The sequence below is a fragment of the Streptomyces sp. NPDC049813 genome (assembly GCF_044465085.1).
Lineage (GTDB): Bacteria > Actinomycetota > Actinomycetes > Streptomycetales > Streptomycetaceae > Streptomyces.
Genome location: NZ_JBITLI010000001.1, coordinates 154,160 through 171,951, shown reverse-complemented (window position 1 = coordinate 171,951; position 17,792 = coordinate 154,160). Strand labels below are relative to the sequence as shown.

General features: G+C 72.4%; 13 protein-coding genes. 8 read left to right on the top strand and 5 right to left on the bottom strand.

Annotated elements, in window-relative coordinates; translation table 11 throughout:
* Positions 1-154 precede the first annotated feature (154 nt).
* The gene (locus ACIBW6_RS00660; protein WP_399055025.1) at positions 155-1,372 is read left to right on the top strand and encodes a glycoside hydrolase family 64 protein; all 1,218 of its coding nucleotides are present in this window, start codon (positions 155-157) and stop codon (positions 1,370-1,372) included.
* A gap of 31 nt (positions 1,373-1,403) precedes the next feature.
* Here ACIBW6_RS00660 and ACIBW6_RS00655 read toward each other — a convergent pair whose 3' ends face one another.
* Positions 1,404-2,996 (bottom strand): GMC family oxidoreductase, encoded by a 1,593-nt coding sequence (locus ACIBW6_RS00655; RefSeq protein ID WP_399055022.1) that lies wholly within the window; start codon positions 2,994-2,996, stop codon positions 1,404-1,406.
* A gap of 104 nt (positions 2,997-3,100) precedes the next feature.
* A complete protein-coding gene (locus ACIBW6_RS00650) occupies positions 3,101-4,522 on the bottom strand; it encodes a purine-cytosine permease family protein (protein ID WP_399055020.1) in 1,422 nt (473 codons plus the stop codon).
* 83 nt (positions 4,523-4,605) lie between these two features.
* Between ACIBW6_RS00650 and ACIBW6_RS00645 the strand changes: the two genes are divergently transcribed.
* Positions 4,606-5,235 carry a TetR/AcrR family transcriptional regulator gene (locus ACIBW6_RS00645; protein ID WP_399055017.1) on the top strand — a complete coding sequence of 210 codons (630 nt, stop codon included), beginning with the start codon at positions 4,606-4,608 and terminating at the stop codon, positions 5,233-5,235.
* Positions 5,236-5,374: 139 nt separating this feature from the next.
* Entirely contained in the window at positions 5,375-6,997 is a 1,623-nt protein-coding gene (locus ACIBW6_RS00640; protein ID WP_399055015.1) for an amidohydrolase, read from the top strand.
* A gap of 32 nt (positions 6,998-7,029) precedes the next feature.
* Here the strand turns inward: ACIBW6_RS00640 and ACIBW6_RS00635 are convergent, their stop codons facing one another.
* Positions 7,030-7,974 carry a multicopper oxidase domain-containing protein gene (locus tag ACIBW6_RS00635; RefSeq protein WP_399056349.1) on the bottom strand — a complete coding sequence of 315 codons (945 nt, stop codon included), beginning with the start codon at positions 7,972-7,974 and terminating at the stop codon, positions 7,030-7,032.
* Between the two features lie 268 nt (positions 7,975-8,242).
* On the opposite strand from ACIBW6_RS00635, the gene ACIBW6_RS00630 reads away from it, so the two are divergent.
* Positions 8,243-10,756 (top strand): ThuA domain-containing protein, encoded by a 2,514-nt coding sequence (locus ACIBW6_RS00630; RefSeq protein ID WP_399055013.1) that lies wholly within the window; start codon positions 8,243-8,245, stop codon positions 10,754-10,756.
* Between the two features lie 5 nt (positions 10,757-10,761).
* Positions 10,762-12,981, top strand: coding sequence for an OmpL47-type beta-barrel domain-containing protein (locus ACIBW6_RS00625; protein ID WP_399056347.1), 2,220 nt, complete (start codon positions 10,762-10,764; stop codon positions 12,979-12,981).
* A gap of 36 nt (positions 12,982-13,017) precedes the next feature.
* Here the strand turns inward: ACIBW6_RS00625 and ligD are convergent, their stop codons facing one another.
* Positions 13,018-14,049, bottom strand: a complete 1,032-nt coding sequence (gene ligD, locus ACIBW6_RS00620; RefSeq protein WP_399055010.1) for a non-homologous end-joining DNA ligase — start codon at positions 14,047-14,049, stop codon at positions 13,018-13,020.
* A 73-nt stretch (positions 14,050-14,122) separates the two neighbouring features.
* Here ligD and ACIBW6_RS00615 point away from each other — a divergent pair, with 73 nt between their 5' ends.
* The gene (locus tag ACIBW6_RS00615; protein ID WP_399055008.1) at positions 14,123-15,184 is read left to right on the top strand and encodes an ATP-dependent DNA ligase; all 1,062 of its coding nucleotides are present in this window, start codon (positions 14,123-14,125) and stop codon (positions 15,182-15,184) included.
* Between the two features lie 58 nt (positions 15,185-15,242).
* Entirely contained in the window at positions 15,243-16,160 is a 918-nt protein-coding gene (locus ACIBW6_RS00610) for a DUF3048 domain-containing protein (RefSeq protein WP_399056345.1), read from the top strand.
* 177 nt (positions 16,161-16,337) lie between these two features.
* Here ACIBW6_RS00610 and ACIBW6_RS00605 read toward each other — a convergent pair whose 3' ends face one another.
* On the bottom strand, positions 16,338-16,811 hold the full coding sequence (locus ACIBW6_RS00605) for a MarR family winged helix-turn-helix transcriptional regulator (protein ID WP_399055006.1): 474 nt from the start codon (positions 16,809-16,811) through the stop codon (positions 16,338-16,340).
* Positions 16,812-17,016: 205 nt separating this feature from the next.
* Here ACIBW6_RS00605 and pcaH point away from each other — a divergent pair, with 205 nt between their 5' ends.
* Positions 17,017-17,790, top strand: coding sequence for a protocatechuate 3,4-dioxygenase subunit beta (gene pcaH / locus ACIBW6_RS00600; RefSeq protein WP_399055004.1), 774 nt, complete (start codon positions 17,017-17,019; stop codon positions 17,788-17,790).
* Positions 17,791-17,792: the final 2 nt, after the last annotated feature.

Here is a 17,792-nt window from a genome sequence, read left to right as displayed (position 1 = left end):
CAGGTACGGACCAATGCGCCCGCGCCGCCTCCGCTTCACCTTTTGAACGTAAACAATTGGTGGGAGCGCTCCCCGTCATAAGTCTTGACGCTCCTGATGCCGCTCGCCACAGTGGGGCTCCCCACACGTCCCCCCACACTTCTGGAGAGCGATCGTGATATCGCGCAGGATGTTCCTCGCCGGCGCCGGGGCGACCGTCGCCACCGCCGCCGCCTCCCTGTCCGTCCCCGCCTGGACCGCGGGCGCCGCGCCCGCCACCTGTGAACTGGCCCTGCAGAACAAGTCGTTGCCCGGCACCGTACGCGCGTACGTCACCGGCCACGAGCCCTCCGGCAACTGGGCGCTGCTGCGCGCCGACGGCAGCGTCTACCGCCCCGCCTCACCGAGCGCCCCCCAGACCCCGCTCCCGGTGGACTGCGCGATCCCGCTGAACGGCGCGGGGGGCGCGCCCAAGGTGGTGACGCTGCCTCAGATGTACGGCGCCCGCGTCTACTTCGTCCGCGACGACACGCTGGACTTCTTCCTGAACCCGGGCCCGGGCCTGGTGGAGCCCGCCTTCGCCACACCGGCGGACGCGAACTACGGCAAGACCTGGTCGTTCTGCGAGTTCACCTTCAACTCCTCCCAGCTGTACGCCAACATCAGCTACGTCGACCTCGTGACCGCCCTGCCGATCGGGCTGACCCTGGAGGGCGACTCCACCCACACCGTCGCGCCGCTGCCGGACGGCGCCGTCGAGCGGATCGCCGCGGACCTCACGGCGCAGGCCGCCAAGGACGGACAGCCCTGGGACAAGCTCGTCATCAAGGGGGGCGACGGGAAGGTACTGCGCGTCATCTCGCCGCAGAACCTGATGGCGCCGTACTTCGACCGGCCCGACCAGATGCCGTTCCGCTCCGTGTGGAACAGCTACATCGACCAGGTGTGGGAGAAGTACCGCTCGACCGACCTGCGCATCGACCTGCAGGGCGGGCGCGGGGTGTTCACCGGCCGGGTCAGCGGCGACACGCTCACCTTCAACGGCGGCCACACCTTCACCAAGCCGACGTCCAAGGACATCTTCACCTGCAACCACGGGCCGTTCACCAACAACCCGGCCGACTCCGACGACAAGAAGGGGCTGCTGGCCCGGCTCGCCGCCGGATTCAACCGCAGCATCATGCTCACCCACCCCCAGCAGCCGAACGGGGCGGGCTCCGGCGACTACTACCGGGACGCCACGACCAACCACTGGTCGCGGATCGTGCACGCCAACTCGCCCATCGGCTACGCCTTCCCGTACGACGACGTGCGTCCCGACGGCCAGGCGGACGTGTCGGGAGCGGCCAACGACGGCAACCCGCGCCGGTTCACGGTGAGCGTCGGCTCCTGACCGCTCCCGTCCGGCCGCCCCGCACCGCGCGTCAGGAGCGGGCGTCCTCGCGGATCAGCTCGACGGCCTTCTCCGCGAGGGCGACCGTCGGGGCGTGCGTGTGGCCGCGGGTGATGCGCGGCATGACGGAGGCGTCGACGACGCGCAGCGCCTCGGCGCCGCGCACCCGCAGCCGCTCGTCGGTGACGGAGCCCGCGTCGGCGCCCATCCGGCAGGTGCCGACGGGGTGGTAGAGGGTCTCGGCGTGGGCCCGGATCGAGCGGGCCAGGGTCGCGTCGTCCACCACACCCGGATATCCGGCCAGCGGGCCCGCGTGCAGCGGGGCCAGCGCGGCGTCGGCGAGGAGTTCCTCGGCCCGGCGCACCCCGGCGACGAGCGTGCGCAGGTCGTCCTCGTCACTCAGGTAGCCGGGGTCGATGCGCGGCCTGGTGTCGGCGCCCGCCCCCGTCGGCGTGATCCGGCCCGTGCTGCGCGGCTGGAGCAGGACCACGCCGAGGGTGAGCCCGTGCTCGGCCGGTGGGGTCAGCCCGTGGTTGACGAACGGCACCGGCGCGTAGACCAGCTCGATGTCGGGGGCGTCCCGTTCGGGCCGGGTGGTGAGGAAGGCGACGGCCTCGCCGATGTTCGAGGTCAGCGGTCCCCGGCCGCCGAGCAGGAAGCGGGCGAGGTTGGCGGGGGTGTCGGCGCCGGTGAGGGTGACGGGGCGCCGGGAGCGGACGGTGACGGCGTAGGACAGGTGGTCCTGGAGGTGCCGGCCGACGTCGGGCGAGGCGACGCGGGTGTCGATGCCGGCGGCGGCGAGCGTCTCCGGGTCGCCGATGCCGGCCTGGTGCAGCAGGTGCGGCGAGCCGACGGCGCCCGCGGCGAGGATCACCTCGCGGGTGGCGCGCAGCGTCCCGGCGGCCGCGCCCGCGGCGACGACGCCGGCGGCGCGGGTGCCGTCGAAGTCCAGGCGGGTGACGCGGGCGCCGGGGTAGATGTCGAGGTTGGGGCGGCGGGCGGCGGGCCGCAGGTAGCCGTCGGCGGCGCTCCAGCGCCGTCCCTTCCGCTGGTTGACCGGGGTGAGGGCGAAGCCGCCGTTGTCGGCCTGGTTCAGCTCTCCCAGGTCGCGCAGGCCGCGGGCCCGGCAGGCGGCGAGGAAGGCGTGCGTGGTGGGGTTCGCGTGCCGCGGCGGGGCGATGTGCAGCGGCCCGAGCGTGCCGTACACCGACTTCCCGGAATGCGGCCCGCTCCACCGCTCGGCGCGCTGAAAGTAGCGGACGAACCGGTCGTACGCCCACTGCGGCCCGGCGGCCGCGCCCCAGGCGTCGTAGTCGTCGCGGTGTCCGCGCACCCACATCATGGCGTTGAGGGACGACGAGCCGCCGAGCATGTGGCCGCGTGGCCAGTACAACTCCCGGCCGTCCAGGGCGTCTTGGCCCACCGTGGCGTAGTCCCAGTCGTACGCCGTCCTGAACAGCTTCGGGAACGCGGCCGGTATCCGGATCTCCGGCTTGCGGTCGCGCGGACCGGACTCGACGAGCGCGACCCGTACGGACGGGTCCTCGCTGAGCCGCCCCGCGAGCACGCAGCCGGCGGACCCGGCCCCGACGATGACGTAGTCGTACGTACGGTCCTTGCTCAACTCGGCTCCCTCGGTGGCGGGTCGGCGCGTACCTGCGCCCCAGGTGTCACCGCTGGTCTACACCCGGGCCCGGCGCACGCGCACCCCCGCGCGGGAGGATCCGGTCAGGCGCGGCGCGCGGTGGCGGCGTAGCAGGCGCAGGCCACGGCCATGCCCACCGGCAGGGTGAGGTCGAGGCCGCCGAAGGCGGTGGCGAGCGGTCCGGTGTACAGGGTGTCGACGCACAGGGCGGAGGCGGTCGTGCCCGCGGCGAGCGCGGTGGCGCCGGAGAGGTTGACGCCGCCGCGGAACCAGAAGGCGCTGCCGGGGGTCTCGTCGCCGAGGGCCCGGCCGTCGTAGCGGTTGCGGCGCAGGACGATGTCGGTCGCGTAGATCGCCATGCTGGGTCCGAGCAGGACCACGGTCAGTTGCAGGACGTTGTTGACGGTGTCGAGGAAGTTCGAGATCAGCAGGCCGTACAGGGTGAGCGCCACCGCCGCGGTGCCGTCGAACAGGACGCTCACCGAGCGGCGGATGCGCAGGCCGACCGCCTGGAGGGCGAGCCCCGCGCTGTAGGCGGTCAGCGCGTTGATGGCGATGGTGCCGAGGACGAGGGCGAGGAGGAAGACGGGGGTGAACCAGGCGGGCAGCATCGATTCCAGGGCGGACTGCGGGTCGGTCATGTCGACGGTGGTGGCCGCGAGCACGCCCAGGGCGCCGACGGCCACGCTGGGCAGGAAGCCGCCGAGCGCGGTCCAGCCGAGCACCGCCCGCTTCGGCGCGGTGGGCGGCAGGTAGCGCGAGAAGTCGGCGCTGGTGGTGTAGGAGAGCGGGCCCGCGGCGATGAGCGTGACCCCCGCGAGGACCGTCGCCCAGAGGTCGACGCCGCTCACGTGGTGGGCGGGGGTGTACCCGAAGTCGGCGTGGCGGACCACGGCGACCGCGACGACCGTGAATGCTCCGACGAGGGCGAGGGTGATCGCCGGGTAGAGCTTCACGATGACGGCGTGGCCGTAGACGCTGATGGTGAGCGTCAGGGCCGCGATGACCACGATGACGACGACCTTCACCCCGGTGTTCGCGGTGATGCCCGCCTTCTCGACCAGGGAGAACGCGGCCACGGCGGCGGCCGACAGGTTCAGCGCGAAGTAGCAGACGGAGATCGTCCAGCCGGTGACGGCGTTGTTCACGCGGTTGCCGAGCACGCCGTACAGCGCCCGGGTGATGACCTCGCTCGGGGCGCCCGCGGCCGGACCGGACACGGCGAGCAGGCCGGTGAGCGCCCAGAAGGCGTTGCCGACGGTCAGCACGGCGAGGGCCTGCCACAGGGTGAGGCCCATCAGGACGAGCGCGCCGCCGACCACCAGGTTCAGGTAGTTGACGTTGGCGGCCGCCCAGACGGCGAACAGGTCGCGGGGCTTGCCGTGCCGTTCGCCCTCGGGGATGTGGTCGATGCCGTGTGCCTCGATGCGGCTGCCCGTCCGGCCCGAGGGCGGCGCGGCGGCACCCTCGGTGTCCGGGTACGGGTCGGGAAGCGTGGATGCCATCGGGCCCTCCGAGGTGCGCCGGCCGGTCGCGTGCCCGACCCGTCTGCTTGCTTATTGGTCGCACACTCAATAACGTGACCGGCATGTCGTCAAGGGTTCCAGGCAAGCGAATTCGAAAGTCACCGGCGGCCAGACGTGCGGAAATCGTTGCCAAAGCAGCGGAGATTGCGCTTTCCGAAGGTCTGGAGTGCATCACGCTACGGCGGATCGGCGAGGAGCTGGACGTGCGTCCCGGACTCGTCAGCCACTACTTCCCCTCGGCCGAGGAACTGGTCGCCGAGGCGTTCGGCACCGCGGCCACCGGGGAGCTCGACGCGCTGATCCCCGCGGCCGCCCCACCGGGACCGGCCACGGAGCGGCTCGCCGCGTTCCTCGGCCGCACCTCGGGCCCGGCGTGGAACGACATCAGCCGGCTCTGGGTCAACGCCCGGCACCTGCGGCGCCACCGCCCGGCCCTGCGCGCCCGGCTCGTCCAGCAGGAGACGGCGTGGCGGGCGCGGCTCGCCGGGCTCATCGCCGACGGCGTCGCGCGGGACGAGTTCCGCACCCAGGAGGAGCCGTCGGTCGTGGCGTCCCAGATCCTCGTCGTCCTGGACGGACTCGGCGCGGACGGCGGGGCCGGCACGGACGAGCTGCCGCGCGCGGTCTCCCGGATGGCCGTCACCTGGGCGGAGCGCGAACTCGGCCTGCCACAGGGAGCGTTGGGACCCTGATCCCGCTCCGTCACGCGCGGAGCCCTCGTCGAACCAGCCCGTACGCCCGCCGCACACACCACCGCCCGCCCTCGCCGTGCTCGCCCCGCCGTGCTCGCCGCGCGGGCGGACGGCCGGCCCTCCCCGCTCAAGGAACTCCATGCACCCTCAGCTGATCCTCCTCGGCGCCCGGCTCCTCGACCCGGCCGACGGCGCCTACCTCCCGCACACCGCGCTCGCCGTGACCGACGGGGTGATCAGTGCCCTCGGCGACGACCGGGGGGTGGGCGCGCTCGCCGGACCCGGCACGCTCCGCGTCGACCTGCGGGGCGCCGTCGTGACCCCGGGGCTCGTCGACGGGCACCTGCACCCGGTGCACGGCGCCGAACTGACCCACGGGACCGACCTGTCCGGCTGCGCCGACCTGGACGCCGTGCGCGGCGCGCTGGCCGCGGGCGTACGGCAGTTGACGCACGGGGAGTGGCTGCACGCGTGGGGGCTCGACCCGAACGTCTTCGGCGACCGGCCCATCGAGGCCGCCGCGCTCGCCCCCGTCCTCGACGGCGTCCCCGCGTTCATCCAGCTCTTCGACGCGCACTCGGCGCTGGCGAGCCCGCGTGCGCTGGAGCTCGCCGGGGTCGTCGGACCACGCACCTTCGCCCAGTCGGCCGAGATCGTCTGCGACGCACAGGGGCGGCCCACGGGCCTGCTCCTGGAAGAGGCCGCGTGCGAACTCGTGGAGGCCGCCGCCCCGCGGCCCACCCGCGAGGCGCGCCGGGAACGGCTCGCGCGGGCGCTGCGCGGGATGGCCGCCGCGGGCCTCACCGGCGGGCACGCCATGGACGCGAACGGCGACAGTCTCGCGCTCTACGGCGAGCTCGACGCGGCCGGCGAACTGCCGCTGCGGCTGCGCGTCGCCCCGTGGTGCCAGCCGGGCGCCGACACCGACGCGGTACGCGCGCTCATCGCCATGCAGGGCACCGGCGGCCGGCTGTGGCAGGTGGCCGGGGTGAAGCTGTTCATGGACGGCACCGTCGACAACGGCACGGCGTGGCTGGAGAAGCCCGACTGCCACGGTGAGTCGACGCACGCGTTCTGGCCGGAGCCCGCCGCGTACACCCGGGTGGTCGGCGCGCTGCACCGGGCCGGGGTGGGGACCGCGACCCACGCCATCGGCGACGCGGCCGTGCGGCACGTCCTGGACGCGGTCGAGCAGGCGCAGGACGGCGGCCCGGCGAGCGTCCGCCACCGCGTCGAGCACATCGAGACGGTGCCCGACGACACGGTCGGGCGGTTCGCCGCGCTCGGGGTCGTCGCCTCGATGCAGCCCACGCACTGCACCGACTTCACCCGCGCCGACCACAGCGACAACTGGTCGCGGCGGCTCGGCGAGGAGCGGGCCGGGCGGGCGTGGCGCTGCCGCGACCTCTGGGACGCGGGGGCGCACGTCGTGCTGGGCTCCGACTGGCCGATCGCCCCGTACGCGCCGCTCGGTGTGCTGGCCGGGGCCCGGCACCGGCGCCCCAGCCGCGATCTGTCGCTGCCGCCGCACGGCCCGGAGCAGGCGCTCGGCGGCCTGGAGGCGCTGCGGGCGATGACGGTCAACGCGGCGTACGCCGCCGGTGAGGAGCGGGTCGCGGGGCGGCTGGCCGCCGGGTTCCGGGCGGACCTGTCGGTCTTCGCCGAGAACCCGGCCGCCGTGGCGGCGACCGAACTCTCCGGCCTGCCGGTGCGGTTGACGGTGGCCGGCGGGCAGGTGACGCACCGGGCCGCCGACCTGTAGGGCCGGGCCGCCGCGGCCCGGCGGCCCGCGCGTCAGTGGTGGGGATCGTCGTACGGCGGGATGGACCCGTCCGCCTTCTTCACGAGGAACAGCCCCGCCATCCCCATGTCGGAGTGGCTCTGGACGTGGCAGTGGTACATCCAGGCCCCGGCCCCGACCCCCTCCCCCGCGATGATCTGGAACCCGAAGGAGTCGGCGGGCCCGCAGATCTTGTTGTCGAGGACCTGGGTCGGGTCGTCGGGGCCCGCGAGCATGCCCGTGCGGTTGTCCGCCCAGCGGTGACCGTGCATGTGGAACGTGTGGTAGTACTCGCCGTGCGTGATCATCACGATCTCCACGCGGTCGCCGACCGTCGCCTCGAACGTCGGGGCCTCGTGCATGCCCTTGTTGTTGATCGTCATGTCGTTGAAGACGATCGTGAACGTCTTGCCGGGGTCGGGCAGGATGTCTCCCTTGCGGCGCACGATCACCGGGCCGTAGAGGCCCTTCCTGATGCCGCCCGTGCCGTGGTCCGTGCCGACGACGTGGTCGTGGTAGTGCCAGTAACCGGCGGTGCCGGGGCGCCAGGTGCCGTCCTTGCGGCGGCCCGGGGCGTGGGTGCGCCAGGTGTAGGTGCGGGTGCCGCCGGGCTCGACGTGGCTCCGGTTCATCCGCGTGCCGTCGCTGGAGATCTCGTAGTCCATGCCGTGCACGTGCAGGCTGGCGTCGACGTCGGTGAGGTTGTGGAACTCGATGTGCGCCGTGTCGCCCTCGTTGAGCTCGATCAGGGGGCCGGGGACCGACGCCTTGCCCTTCTCGAAGCCGTAGCCGAGCTGACCGTCCGCGAGCTTCTCCGCGTACAGCGTGAGATGCCGGACCTCGCCGCCCGCCGGGGCCGTGCGGGGCGGAGTGTCGGCGCCGACGGCCTCGGGGGCCGAGGCGGCGATCGACAACGATGTCACACCGGCGGTCGCCGCCACCGCGCCGCCGATCAGCATGCGCCGGCTCAGCGCGCGCCGCTCCCCCTCGCTCGTCCGGCTCGGTTCGTCGCGCAGTTCGCGTGGTTCGTGGTCGTTCACCGTCACCCTCAACTCCCCAACTCCGTACGGTCCTTCACGTCGCGGTGAGCACGGTAGCCAGGTGATCTTCGTTTATCCACACTCAGGACAAAGTTTGTGGAATCGCGGTCATACCTATTGGCGAACCATGCAAAGAGGTCTAGTTTTCACCGCGCTGTGCTGCGTCCGATGAGGGATGGGTGAATTCATGCGGCGAACACCGCATCAGAAGCCGTTGCCCGTACGAGAGTTCAGAGCGAGCAGAAGCAGACGCGGTCGCCTGACGGCGGCCGGGGTCGCCGTCGGCGCCTTGGCCGCCGGGCTGCTGAGCGGCCCCGCCGCCAGCGCGTACCCGGATCCGGGTCCGTCTGTGACAACGATGTCCATCAAGTCGCCGCCCGGCGGCGCCGCACCGCGCGTGCTGGTGTTCTACGGTTCGGCGGCCGGCGGCGACGAAGCGCCCACGGTGAACGCGGGCATCGAGGCGATCGAGAAGATCGGCGGCTCGGGCCCCGCGGACCAGCGGTTCACGATCACGGCCACCGACGACGCCTCGGTCTTCACCAACGCCAAGAAGCTGGGCCGCTTCAACTCGGTCGTCTTCCTGACCGGCGGGGGCGACGTCCTCGACGCCGACCAGGAAGCGGGCCTGGAGACGTACATGGAGGCGGGCGGCGGCTTCGTCGGCATCCATGACGCGGCGCGCGCCGAACCGTACTCCGACTGGTTCACCGGTCTGATCGGCGCCCGGCCCGCGGGCTCGTCTCCCGCCGCCGTGCAGCGCGCGACCGTCGAGGTCGGCGACCGGCAGAACCCGGCGACGAAGGACCTGCCGGTCCAGTGGAAGCGGCCCGACCAGTGGCTGAACTGGGCGAAGAACCCGTCCGGCGACGTGCACACGGTCGCCCGGGTCAACGAGTCCACCTACAAGCCGGGCGAGGGCGCCAACGGCGCGGACCACCCGGTCTCGTGGTGCCGTGACTACGACGGCGGCCGGTCCTTCTACACGGGCATGGGCGGCACCGTCGCCTCGTTCGACGAGATGGACTTCCGCGACCACCTGCGCGGGGCCCTGCTGTGGACGTCGCGGATCGTGCGCGCCGACTGCAAGGCCGCGATCAACGCCAACTACAAGGCGGAGCGCCTCACCCAGCCCAACCAGGCCGGGCAGAACGACCAGATCGGCGAGCCGCACGGGCTCGTCACCGCCCCCGACGGCCGCATCCTCTACATCGGCCGGGGCGGCGCCGACTCCTCGCAACCGGTGGTCACCGACTGGAACGACCCGAACGTCGGCAAGGGCACCGGCCAGATCCACGTCTACGACCCGAAGACGAAGAAGGTGACGCTCGCCGGGGCGCTGACCGTCTTCGGCAACAAGGGCGGCGGCGACGAGCTGGTCAAGGTCGAGGAGGGGCTGCTCGGGATCGAGCTGGACCCGCGGTTCGAGCAGAACGGGTGGGTGTACCTGCACTACACGCCGCACTCGGGGCTCGACCGCGACAAGCAGATGGCCACGCGGCAGGTCTCGCGCTTCACGCTCGACCTGGCCACGAACAAGCTGGACCTGGGCAGCGAGAAGGTGCTGCTCAAGTGGCCGGTGCAGGTGCACAGTTGCTGCCACGCGGGCGGCGGGATGGCCTGGGACTCCAAGGGCAACCTGTACATCGCGACCGGTGACAACAACTCCTCGCAGTTCAGCGACGGGTACTCGGGCAACAACCCGCAGCCGAACTACAAGGGCGTCTCCTTCGCCGACGCCCGCCGCACCGCGGGCAACACCAACAACCTCAACGGCAAGATCCTGCGCATCCACCCCGAGGACGACGGGACGTACTCCCTGCCGGAGGGCAACCTCTTCACCGGCAAGGAGACCGCGGAGGGCGGCGGCAAGACCCGCGGCGAGATCTACGTGATGGGCGTGCGCAACCCGGCGCGCATCTCGATCGACAAGAAGACCGACACGCTGTACGCGGGCTGGGTCGGCCCGGACGCCGGCGAGCCGTCGACGACGTGGGGCCCGGCCAAGTACGACCAGTTCGCCGTCATCACCAAGCCGAGCAACCGGGGCTGGCCGTACTGCATGGGCAACAAGCAGCCCTACCGCGACCGCAACCTCCCCGACCCGACGAAGCCGCTGGGCTGGTACGACTGCGACCACCCGAAGAACGAGTCGCCGAACAACGACGGTCTCGTCAACCTGCCGCCGGTCACCGGCAACAACATCTGGTACTCGCCGCAGGGCGGCGCGCCGGACTACCCGCGCGACGCCAACGGGGTCCCCTCGTACAAGCAGTCCGAGGCGAAGTACCTCCTGCCGTGGCTCAAGGGCGGCGGCCAGGCGGCCATGGACGGGCCCGTCTACCGCTACGACGCGTCGATCCCGGACGCCGGCAAGTGGCCGAGCTACTGGGACGGCAAGTGGTTCGTCGGTGACTTCTACGACGACGGCCAGCCGCGCAACGCGGTCCTCACCGACCCCAAGACGCACGGCGACGGATCGATCCCGGTCCACTCCGAGTCCCTGAAGAAGATCATTCCGATCGGCAACGACGGCATCAAGAACCTGATGGACTGGAAGTTCGGTCCCGACGGTGCGCTGTACGTCCTCGACTACGGGCGCGGCTTCTTCACCTCCGACTCCAAGTCGGCGCTGTGGAAGGTCACGTACACCGGCGGCGAGGCGACCCCGGCCGCCGGCCAGCTGGTCGGGAAGGGTTGATGAGCATGCGATTCCATCCGCAACCACCGCGCAGACACCGGCTGTTGACGGCCCTGATCGCCGCCGCGCTGATGTGCCTCGGGCTCGGCGCGCTGCCCGCCGCGACGGCGGCGCCCGCGCCCGGCGCGGCGGCCGACCAGGTGCTGACCTGGACGGCCGGCGACGACATCACGAAGTACGGTTCGGCGCCGGCGACGGCGGTGGCCGGCAAGGCGACCATCGTCTTCGAGAACAGCGCGGCGACCGGCAACACCACGGGCATGCCGCACACGCTGACGTTCGACGTGTCGGACCCCGAGTACAACAACGACGTACCGCTGAACATCCTGGCCAACCCCAACGACGACCAGGGCGGCAAGCACACCGCCGAGGTCACCCTCTCCCCCGGCCGCTACCACTACCACTGCACGATCCCCGGGCACCTGTCCATGAGCGGCGTCCTGGTGGTGACGGACGGCGGCGGCGGTGACGACACCGCGGCGCCGGAGACCTCGGCGAAGGCCGAGGGGCAGACCGACGCCGACGGCGCGTTCATCGGGTCGGCCTCGGTCTCGGTCACGGCGACCGACGCGGGCTCGGGCGTCGACAAGATCGAGTACGCCCTGGACGGCGGCGCCTACACGCCGTACACCGCCCCGGTCGTCGTCGACCAGGTCGGCGCGCACACCCTGACGTACAAGGCGACCGACAAGGCCGGCAACGCGGCAGCCGAGAAGTCGCTCGACTTCACGGTGGTCGCCCCGGACACGGACGACACGACGGCGCCGGAGACCTCGGCGACGGTCACCGGTGACAAGGACGCCTCCGGCGCCTACGTCGGCATGGCCACGGTGACGGTCTCCGCCTCGGACACCGGCTCGGGGGTCAACACGGTGGAGTACGCGCTCGGCGCCGACGGCGCCTGGCAGCCGTACACCGCCCCGGTCATGGTCCACGACCCGGGCGCGTACACGGTGCGCTACCGGGCCGCGGACAAGGCGGGCAACGCGGCGGCCGAGAAGTCGCTGGACTTCACGGTCGTGGCGCCGCCCGCCCAGGACACGACGGCGCCGACGGTCTCGCTCTCCGTCGCCGGGAGCAAGAACTCCGACGGCGCGTACATCAACAGCGCCAAGCTGACCGTGACCGCGGCGGACGACGACTCCGGCGTGGCGAAGATCGAGTACTCGCTCGACGGCGGTCCCTACCTCGCGTACACCGCCCCCGTGGTGGTGGACCGGCCGGGCGCGCACGCGGTGTCCTACCGGGCGAGCGACAAGGCGGGCAACACCTCGCAGGCGACGCAGTTCGTCTTCGCGGTCGCCTCGGGCGGCGGCGTCCCGGCGCCCGACTGCGCGGAGTTCGACGAGCGTGCCACGGTCTTCGTGGGCACGACGGACACCGGCATCCCGAACCGCCTCACCGAGAACCGGTGCCGCATCGGCGAGTTGATCGAGGACGAGAAGGAGTGGACGTCCCACGCGCTGTTCGTCAAGCACGTGAAGACGGTCACCGACAGGCTCCTGAAGGACGGCGTCGTCGACCAGCGCGAGTACAACAAGATCAACAAGGCGGCGAAGCAGTCCCCGATCGGTACGCCGGGCCAGACCGACGGCTACACCAAGATCCTGGACGGCACGCAGGAGCAGTTCGCGAAGTGGGAGCAGGTCGGCGGCGGCAAGTTCGAGCGGAACGCCGACGGGTCGATCACCAGCAGCACCACGGTGGACGGCATGGGCATGCTCTGGTTCCCGCAGCGCAAGTACGCGAACTACTCGCTCAAGCTCCAGTGGCGTGACGACGCCCCGGGCACCGGCAACGCCAACGGCGGTGTCTTCGTCCGCTTCCCGTGGGTGCACGACAACCCCGAGGAGCCGAACCCGGAGTGGGTCGCCATCAAGTACGGGCACGAGATCCAGGTGCTCGACCGCCCCGACGGCGACATGTACAAGACCGGTTCGGTCTACGGCTTCGACCGGGTCGGCCTCGCGGGCGCGGGCGTCACCCAGAAGGGCACGTGGAACGATTACGAGGTGAAGGTGGTGGACCAGCACTTCTCCATCTACCGCAACGGCGTGCTGATCAACGAGTTCGACAACACCGGTGGCCAGGTCTTCGAACCCCCGCGGGGCGACGACCCGGGCACCGACGGCCGGCGCTACTCCTCCGGCTACATCGGGCTCCAGGTGCACAGCACCTCGGACGTCGTCTCGTACCGGGACGTGCGGGTGAAGGAACTGCCGTAGTGCGTCGTTGAGTTCACGTCCGTGAGCCGAGCCGGGTCAGGCCTCGTGTCTGGCCCGGCTCGGCTGTACGCGCTTGGGCTCGCCGGGCATCTTCGGATACTCGGGCGGATAGGGCAGATCGCCGTGGCCGCGGTCCCGCTCGTCCTGGTCGGCGAGGGCGAGGAGCGCCTCCAGGCTGTGGTGCTCGTCGTCCATGCCCGCGTGCAGGTCACCGACCTCGGCGAACCTCGCGGGCATCGTCGAGATGTCGAAGTCGCGGGGCTCGGCGTCACCCAGCTCGTCCCAGGTGAGCGGGGCGGAGACGGGCGCGTGCGGCCGGGCGCGGACCGAGTAGGCGGAGGCGATGGTGCGGTCCCGTGCCGTCTGGTTGTAGTCGACGAATATGCGCTCGCCGCGCTGCTCCTTCCACCAGGCCGTGGTGACCTCGCCGGGCATCCGGCGCTCCAGCTCCCGGCCGACGGCGATGGCGGCGCGCCGCACCTGGGTGAAGGTCCAGCGCGGTTCGATGGGCACGAAGACGTGCAGGCCCCGGCCGCCGGAGGTCTTGGGCCAGCCGCGCAGGCCGCCGAACTCGTCGAGCACGGACCGCAGTTCACGCGCGGCACGCACGGCGTCGGCGTAGTCGGTGCCGGGCTGCGGGTCGAGGTCGATGCGCAGCTCGTCCGGGTGGTCGAGGTCGCCGCGCCGCACCGGCCACGGGTGGAAGGTGAGGGTGCCGTACTGGGCCGCCCACAGCACGGCACCGACCTCGGTGGGGCACATCTCGGCGGCGGTGCGCCCGGAGGGGAAGCCGATGGTGGCGGTCGGCGTCCAGTCGGGCAGGTTCTTGGGGGCCCGCTTCTGGTAGAAGGACTCGCCGGTGAGGCCCTCGGGGTAGCGCTCCAGCGTGGTGGGGCGCTCGCGCAGCGCGCGCAGGATGCCGTCCCCCACGGACAGGAAGTACCGCGCCACGTCCAGCTTCGTGTACCCCGACGCCCCGCCCTCGGGGAAGTACACCTTGTCCGGGCTGGACAGCCGCACCGTCCGCCCGCCCGCTTCCAGCTCCACTGCCGCGCCCTTGCTGCCCATGGACCCACGCTAGGCCGAAGGCACGTACGGCGCATACCGGGCGATCAGCGGGCACAGGGGACAGAATCGGTGCATGGATCTTCCCGTGATGCCGCCGGTCCGTCCGATGCTCGCCAAATCCGCCGCCGCGCTCCCCGCCGGGATGCACTATGAGGCGAAGTGGGACGGCTTCCGGGCGATCGTCTTCCGGGACGGCGCGCAGATCGAGCTGGCCAGCCGCTCCACCAAGTCGCTGACCAGGTACTTTCCCGAGCTGGTCGCGGCGCTCGCGGAGCGGCTGCCCGAGCGCTGCGTCCTGGACGGCGAGATCGTCGTGGCCCGGGACGGGCGGCTCGACTTCGACGCGCTCAGCGAGCGCATCCACCCGGCCGCCTCCCGCGTACGGACGCTCGCGGAGCGCACGCCGGCGTCCTTCGTGGCGTTCGACGTGCTGGCGCTCGGGGACGAGGCATTGGTCGACGCGCCGATGACCGAGCGCAGGCGGCGCCTGGAGGAGGCGCTCGCGGACGTCACGGCGCCGGTCCACGTCGCGCCGGCCACGACCGACGAGGAGCTGGCGGAGCGCTGGTTCGCGCAGTACGAGGGCGCGGGCCTGGACGGGGTCGTGGCCAAACCACTCGACCTGCGCTACCGGCAGGACGAACGGCTGATGATCAAGGTCAAGCACGAGCGGACCGCGGACTGCGTCGTCGCCGGGTACCGGCTCCACAAGAGCGGTCCCGTCGTCGGCTCGCTCCTGCTCGGCCTGTACGACGACGCGGGCACCCTGCAGCACGTCGGGGTCTGCGCCGCGTTCACGATGAAGCGGCGCACCGAGCTGATCGCCGAGCTGGAGCCGCTGCGGATGGAGACGGCCGCGGATCACCCCTGGGCGGCGTGGACGGACGGCGCGGCGCACGAGGCGTCCCGGATGCCGGGCGCGCCGAGCCGCTGGACCGGCAAGAAGGACCTGTCGTGGGTGGCGCTGCGGCCCGAGCGGGTGGCCGAGGTGGCCTACGACCACATGGAGAACGGGACACGGTTCCGGCACACCGCCCGGTTCCGCCGCTGGCGCCCGGACCGGACGGCGGAGAGCTGTACGTACGCGCAGCTGGAGGAGCCGATGCGGTTCGACCTGGCGGACGTGCTGCGCTGATCCGCCGTCTTTCGGGCGGGCTCCGGGCGGGTATGCAGGGGCCGTGGACACGAACGGGATGCGCAGGCGTGCTCTGGTCACCGGTGTGCTCGGCGCGGCGGTCGCCGCCTGCAAGCCGGTGGCGTCCCCGGACGCGAACGGCTCCGCCGCGCCGGCCGGTGCCCGGGTGCTCGCCGTGAAGATCGACAATGTCGGGGCCGCCCGGCCGCAGACCGGCCTGGAGGACGCCGACATCGTCTACGTGGAGCAGGTCGAGGGCGGGCTGAGCCGGTTGATGGCGGTCTTCGGGTCCCGGCTTCCCGCCGTGGTCGGGCCGGTCCGCAGCGCGCGGGAGACCGATCTGGAGCTGCTGCGCCAGTTCGACCGGCCCACGCTCGCGTACTCGGGCGCCCAGAGCCGCCTGCGGCCGCTGATCGACGCGGCGCCGCTGCGCGCGGTGGCGCCGCCCGGCGCGAGCGGCGGACCGTACTTCCGCAGCGGCGCGAAGCCCGCCCCGCACAACCTCTACCTGCGGCCCGCGAAGCTCAGCCGGCCGGCCTCGGGCACCGGCGCGGGGGCGGCGGCCGGTTTCCGCTTCGCCGCGGCACCGCCCGCGGGCGGCAGGGCCGAGACGGCGCACACGGTGCGCTTTCCCGCGGCCCGCTTCACCTTCGACTGGTCCGCGGCGCGGCGGCGCTGGCTGGTGGGCATGGACGGCCGCGCGGCCGTGACGGCGGACGGCGCCCGGCTCGCCGCCGCCACCGTCGTCGTGCAGTACGTGGACGTCCGGGCGTCCCGCTTCCACGACAAGCTGGGCAGCGCCTCCCCGCTGTCGCGCACCGTCGGCTCGGGGCGGGCCGTCGTGCTGCGCGACGGCCGGGCGCACGACGCGACGTGGTCCAGGCCCGGGGCGGCTGGCGGCACCACGTTCACCGCGGACGGGCGGCCGCTGCCGTTCGCGCCGGGGCAGGTGTGGGTGGTGTTCGCCAAGAAGTAGCCCGGCGTCAGGGCCAGGGCCTGTCTGACAATTCCCGTCGTCGCCCGAAGGGCGGCCCCGCGGCGTCTGGTGCGTGCTCTCGGCGTGCCGGGCGCACGGCCTCGTACTGGACGTACTTGGCCTTGCGCCCGGTGCGGCGAGAGTGCGTGCCAGGCGTCGTGGGGCAGACGGGAATTGTCAGACAGGCCCTAAGGGCGCCGCCGGGGGCCCCGGCGGGTGGCGCAGCCCCTCCGCCGCGTCGGCGACCCGCTGGATCAGGCCGAAGAACTGTGTCTGCTCCTCGGCGCTCAGCGGGGCCAGGAAGATCTGGTTCATCCGCGCGGTGCGCACGGCGAGCCGGGTGTGGGTGCGCAGCCCTTCGGGGGTCGCCCGCAGCAGCCAGCGGCGCCCGTCGTCCGGGTCCCGCGCCTTGTCGACCAGCGCGCGCCGGGTGAGGCGGCTGATCACCTCGGCGATCGTGGACCGGTCGAGGCCGACGCGCTCGCCGACCGTCCGCTGGTCGAGGCCCGGCTCGGCCACCAGCGTGTTCAGGACCGCGAACTGCGGTGAGGTGATCTCCTCCGAGACCATCGTGGTCCACAGCAGGTAGTGCGCCTGCTGGAGTCGCCGGGCGAGGTGCCCGGGGTGGGTGGTCAGGTCCACCGCGGCCATGCGGCCTCCGGTCTGCGGGTCGGATCGCCGGTTCGTGCGGGTGCACTGAGCGACAGGGACCCGGCGATAGTAGCCCCTTGACGCCCTACTTTCCCGGTGGCAACGTGTGGGCCGCTCGACAAATGCTCAGTGCGCTGAGCATTTGCGGCACGCGATTTCCGGCACGTGATGGAGCTGCGCAATTCCTAGAGACGGGGTCCTCGCCATGGCTCTCACCCAGCACGACATCGACGCGGAGACGGCGGCCGCGCACGCCGCGTACCGGGAGCGGGTCGCCGGCGGAGCGCCCGTCGAGCACCACCCGCGCCGCGACTACGCCCCGTACCGCTCCTCCGTCCTGCGCCACCCCAAGCAGCCGCTCGTCGCCATCGACGTGGAGCGGGACCCGGAGCTGGTCGAGCTGGGCTCCCCCGCGTTCGGCGAGCGGGACGTCACCGCCCTCGACGCGGACCTCACCCGGCAGCACGTGGGCGAACCGATCGGCGAGCGGATCACGGTCTCGGGCCGCCTCCTGGACCGCGCGGGCCGCCCGGTACGCGGCCAGCTCATCGAGATCTGGCAGGCCAACGCGGCCGGGCGCTACGCCCACCGGCGCGAGCAGCACGACGCCCCGCTCGACCCCCACTTCACCGGCGTGGGCCGGACCCTGACCGACGACGGGGGCCGCTACCGCTTCACCACGATCCAGCCCGGCCCCTACCCGTGGGGCCAGCACGTCAACGCCTGGCGGCCGGCGCACATCCACTTCTCGATGTTCGGCACGGCGTTCACCCAGCGGCTCGTGACCCAGATGTACTTCCCCGCCGACCCGCTGTTCCCCTACGACCCGATCATCCAGTCGGTCACCGACGACGACGCCCGCGGGCGCCTGGTCGCGACGTACGACCACAACCTGTCCGTACCGGAGTTCTCGATGGGCTACCACTGGGACATCGTGCTCGACGGGCCGTCCGCCACCTGGCTCGAAGAAGGGCGCTGAGC

Bases quoted from the DNA above. Each gene is read 5' to 3' on its own strand.
- ligD (WP_399055010.1), bottom strand. From the start codon at position 14,049: ATGGGCAGCAAGGGCGCGGCAGTGGAGCTGGAAGCGGGCGGGCGGACG.
- ACIBW6_RS00630 (WP_399055013.1), top strand. From the start codon at position 8,243: ATGCGGCGAACACCGCATCAGAAGCCGTTGCCCGTACGAGAGTTCAGA.
- ACIBW6_RS00610 (WP_399056345.1), top strand. From the start codon at position 15,243: ATGCGCAGGCGTGCTCTGGTCACCGGTGTGCTCGGCGCGGCGGTCGCC.
- pcaH (WP_399055004.1), top strand. From the start codon at position 17,017: ATGGCTCTCACCCAGCACGACATCGACGCGGAGACGGCGGCCGCGCAC.
- ACIBW6_RS00625 (WP_399056347.1), top strand. From the start codon at position 10,762: ATGCGATTCCATCCGCAACCACCGCGCAGACACCGGCTGTTGACGGCC.
- ACIBW6_RS00650 (WP_399055020.1), bottom strand. From the start codon at position 4,522: ATGGCATCCACGCTTCCCGACCCGTACCCGGACACCGAGGGTGCCGCC.
- ACIBW6_RS00615 (WP_399055008.1), top strand. From the start codon at position 14,123: ATGGATCTTCCCGTGATGCCGCCGGTCCGTCCGATGCTCGCCAAATCC.
- ACIBW6_RS00640 (WP_399055015.1), top strand. From the start codon at position 5,375: ATGCACCCTCAGCTGATCCTCCTCGGCGCCCGGCTCCTCGACCCGGCC.
- ACIBW6_RS00645 (WP_399055017.1), top strand. From the start codon at position 4,606: ATGTCGTCAAGGGTTCCAGGCAAGCGAATTCGAAAGTCACCGGCGGCC.
- ACIBW6_RS00605 (WP_399055006.1), bottom strand. From the start codon at position 16,811: ATGGCCGCGGTGGACCTGACCACCCACCCCGGGCACCTCGCCCGGCGA.
- ACIBW6_RS00635 (WP_399056349.1), bottom strand. From the start codon at position 7,974: ATGCTGATCGGCGGCGCGGTGGCGGCGACCGCCGGTGTGACATCGTTG.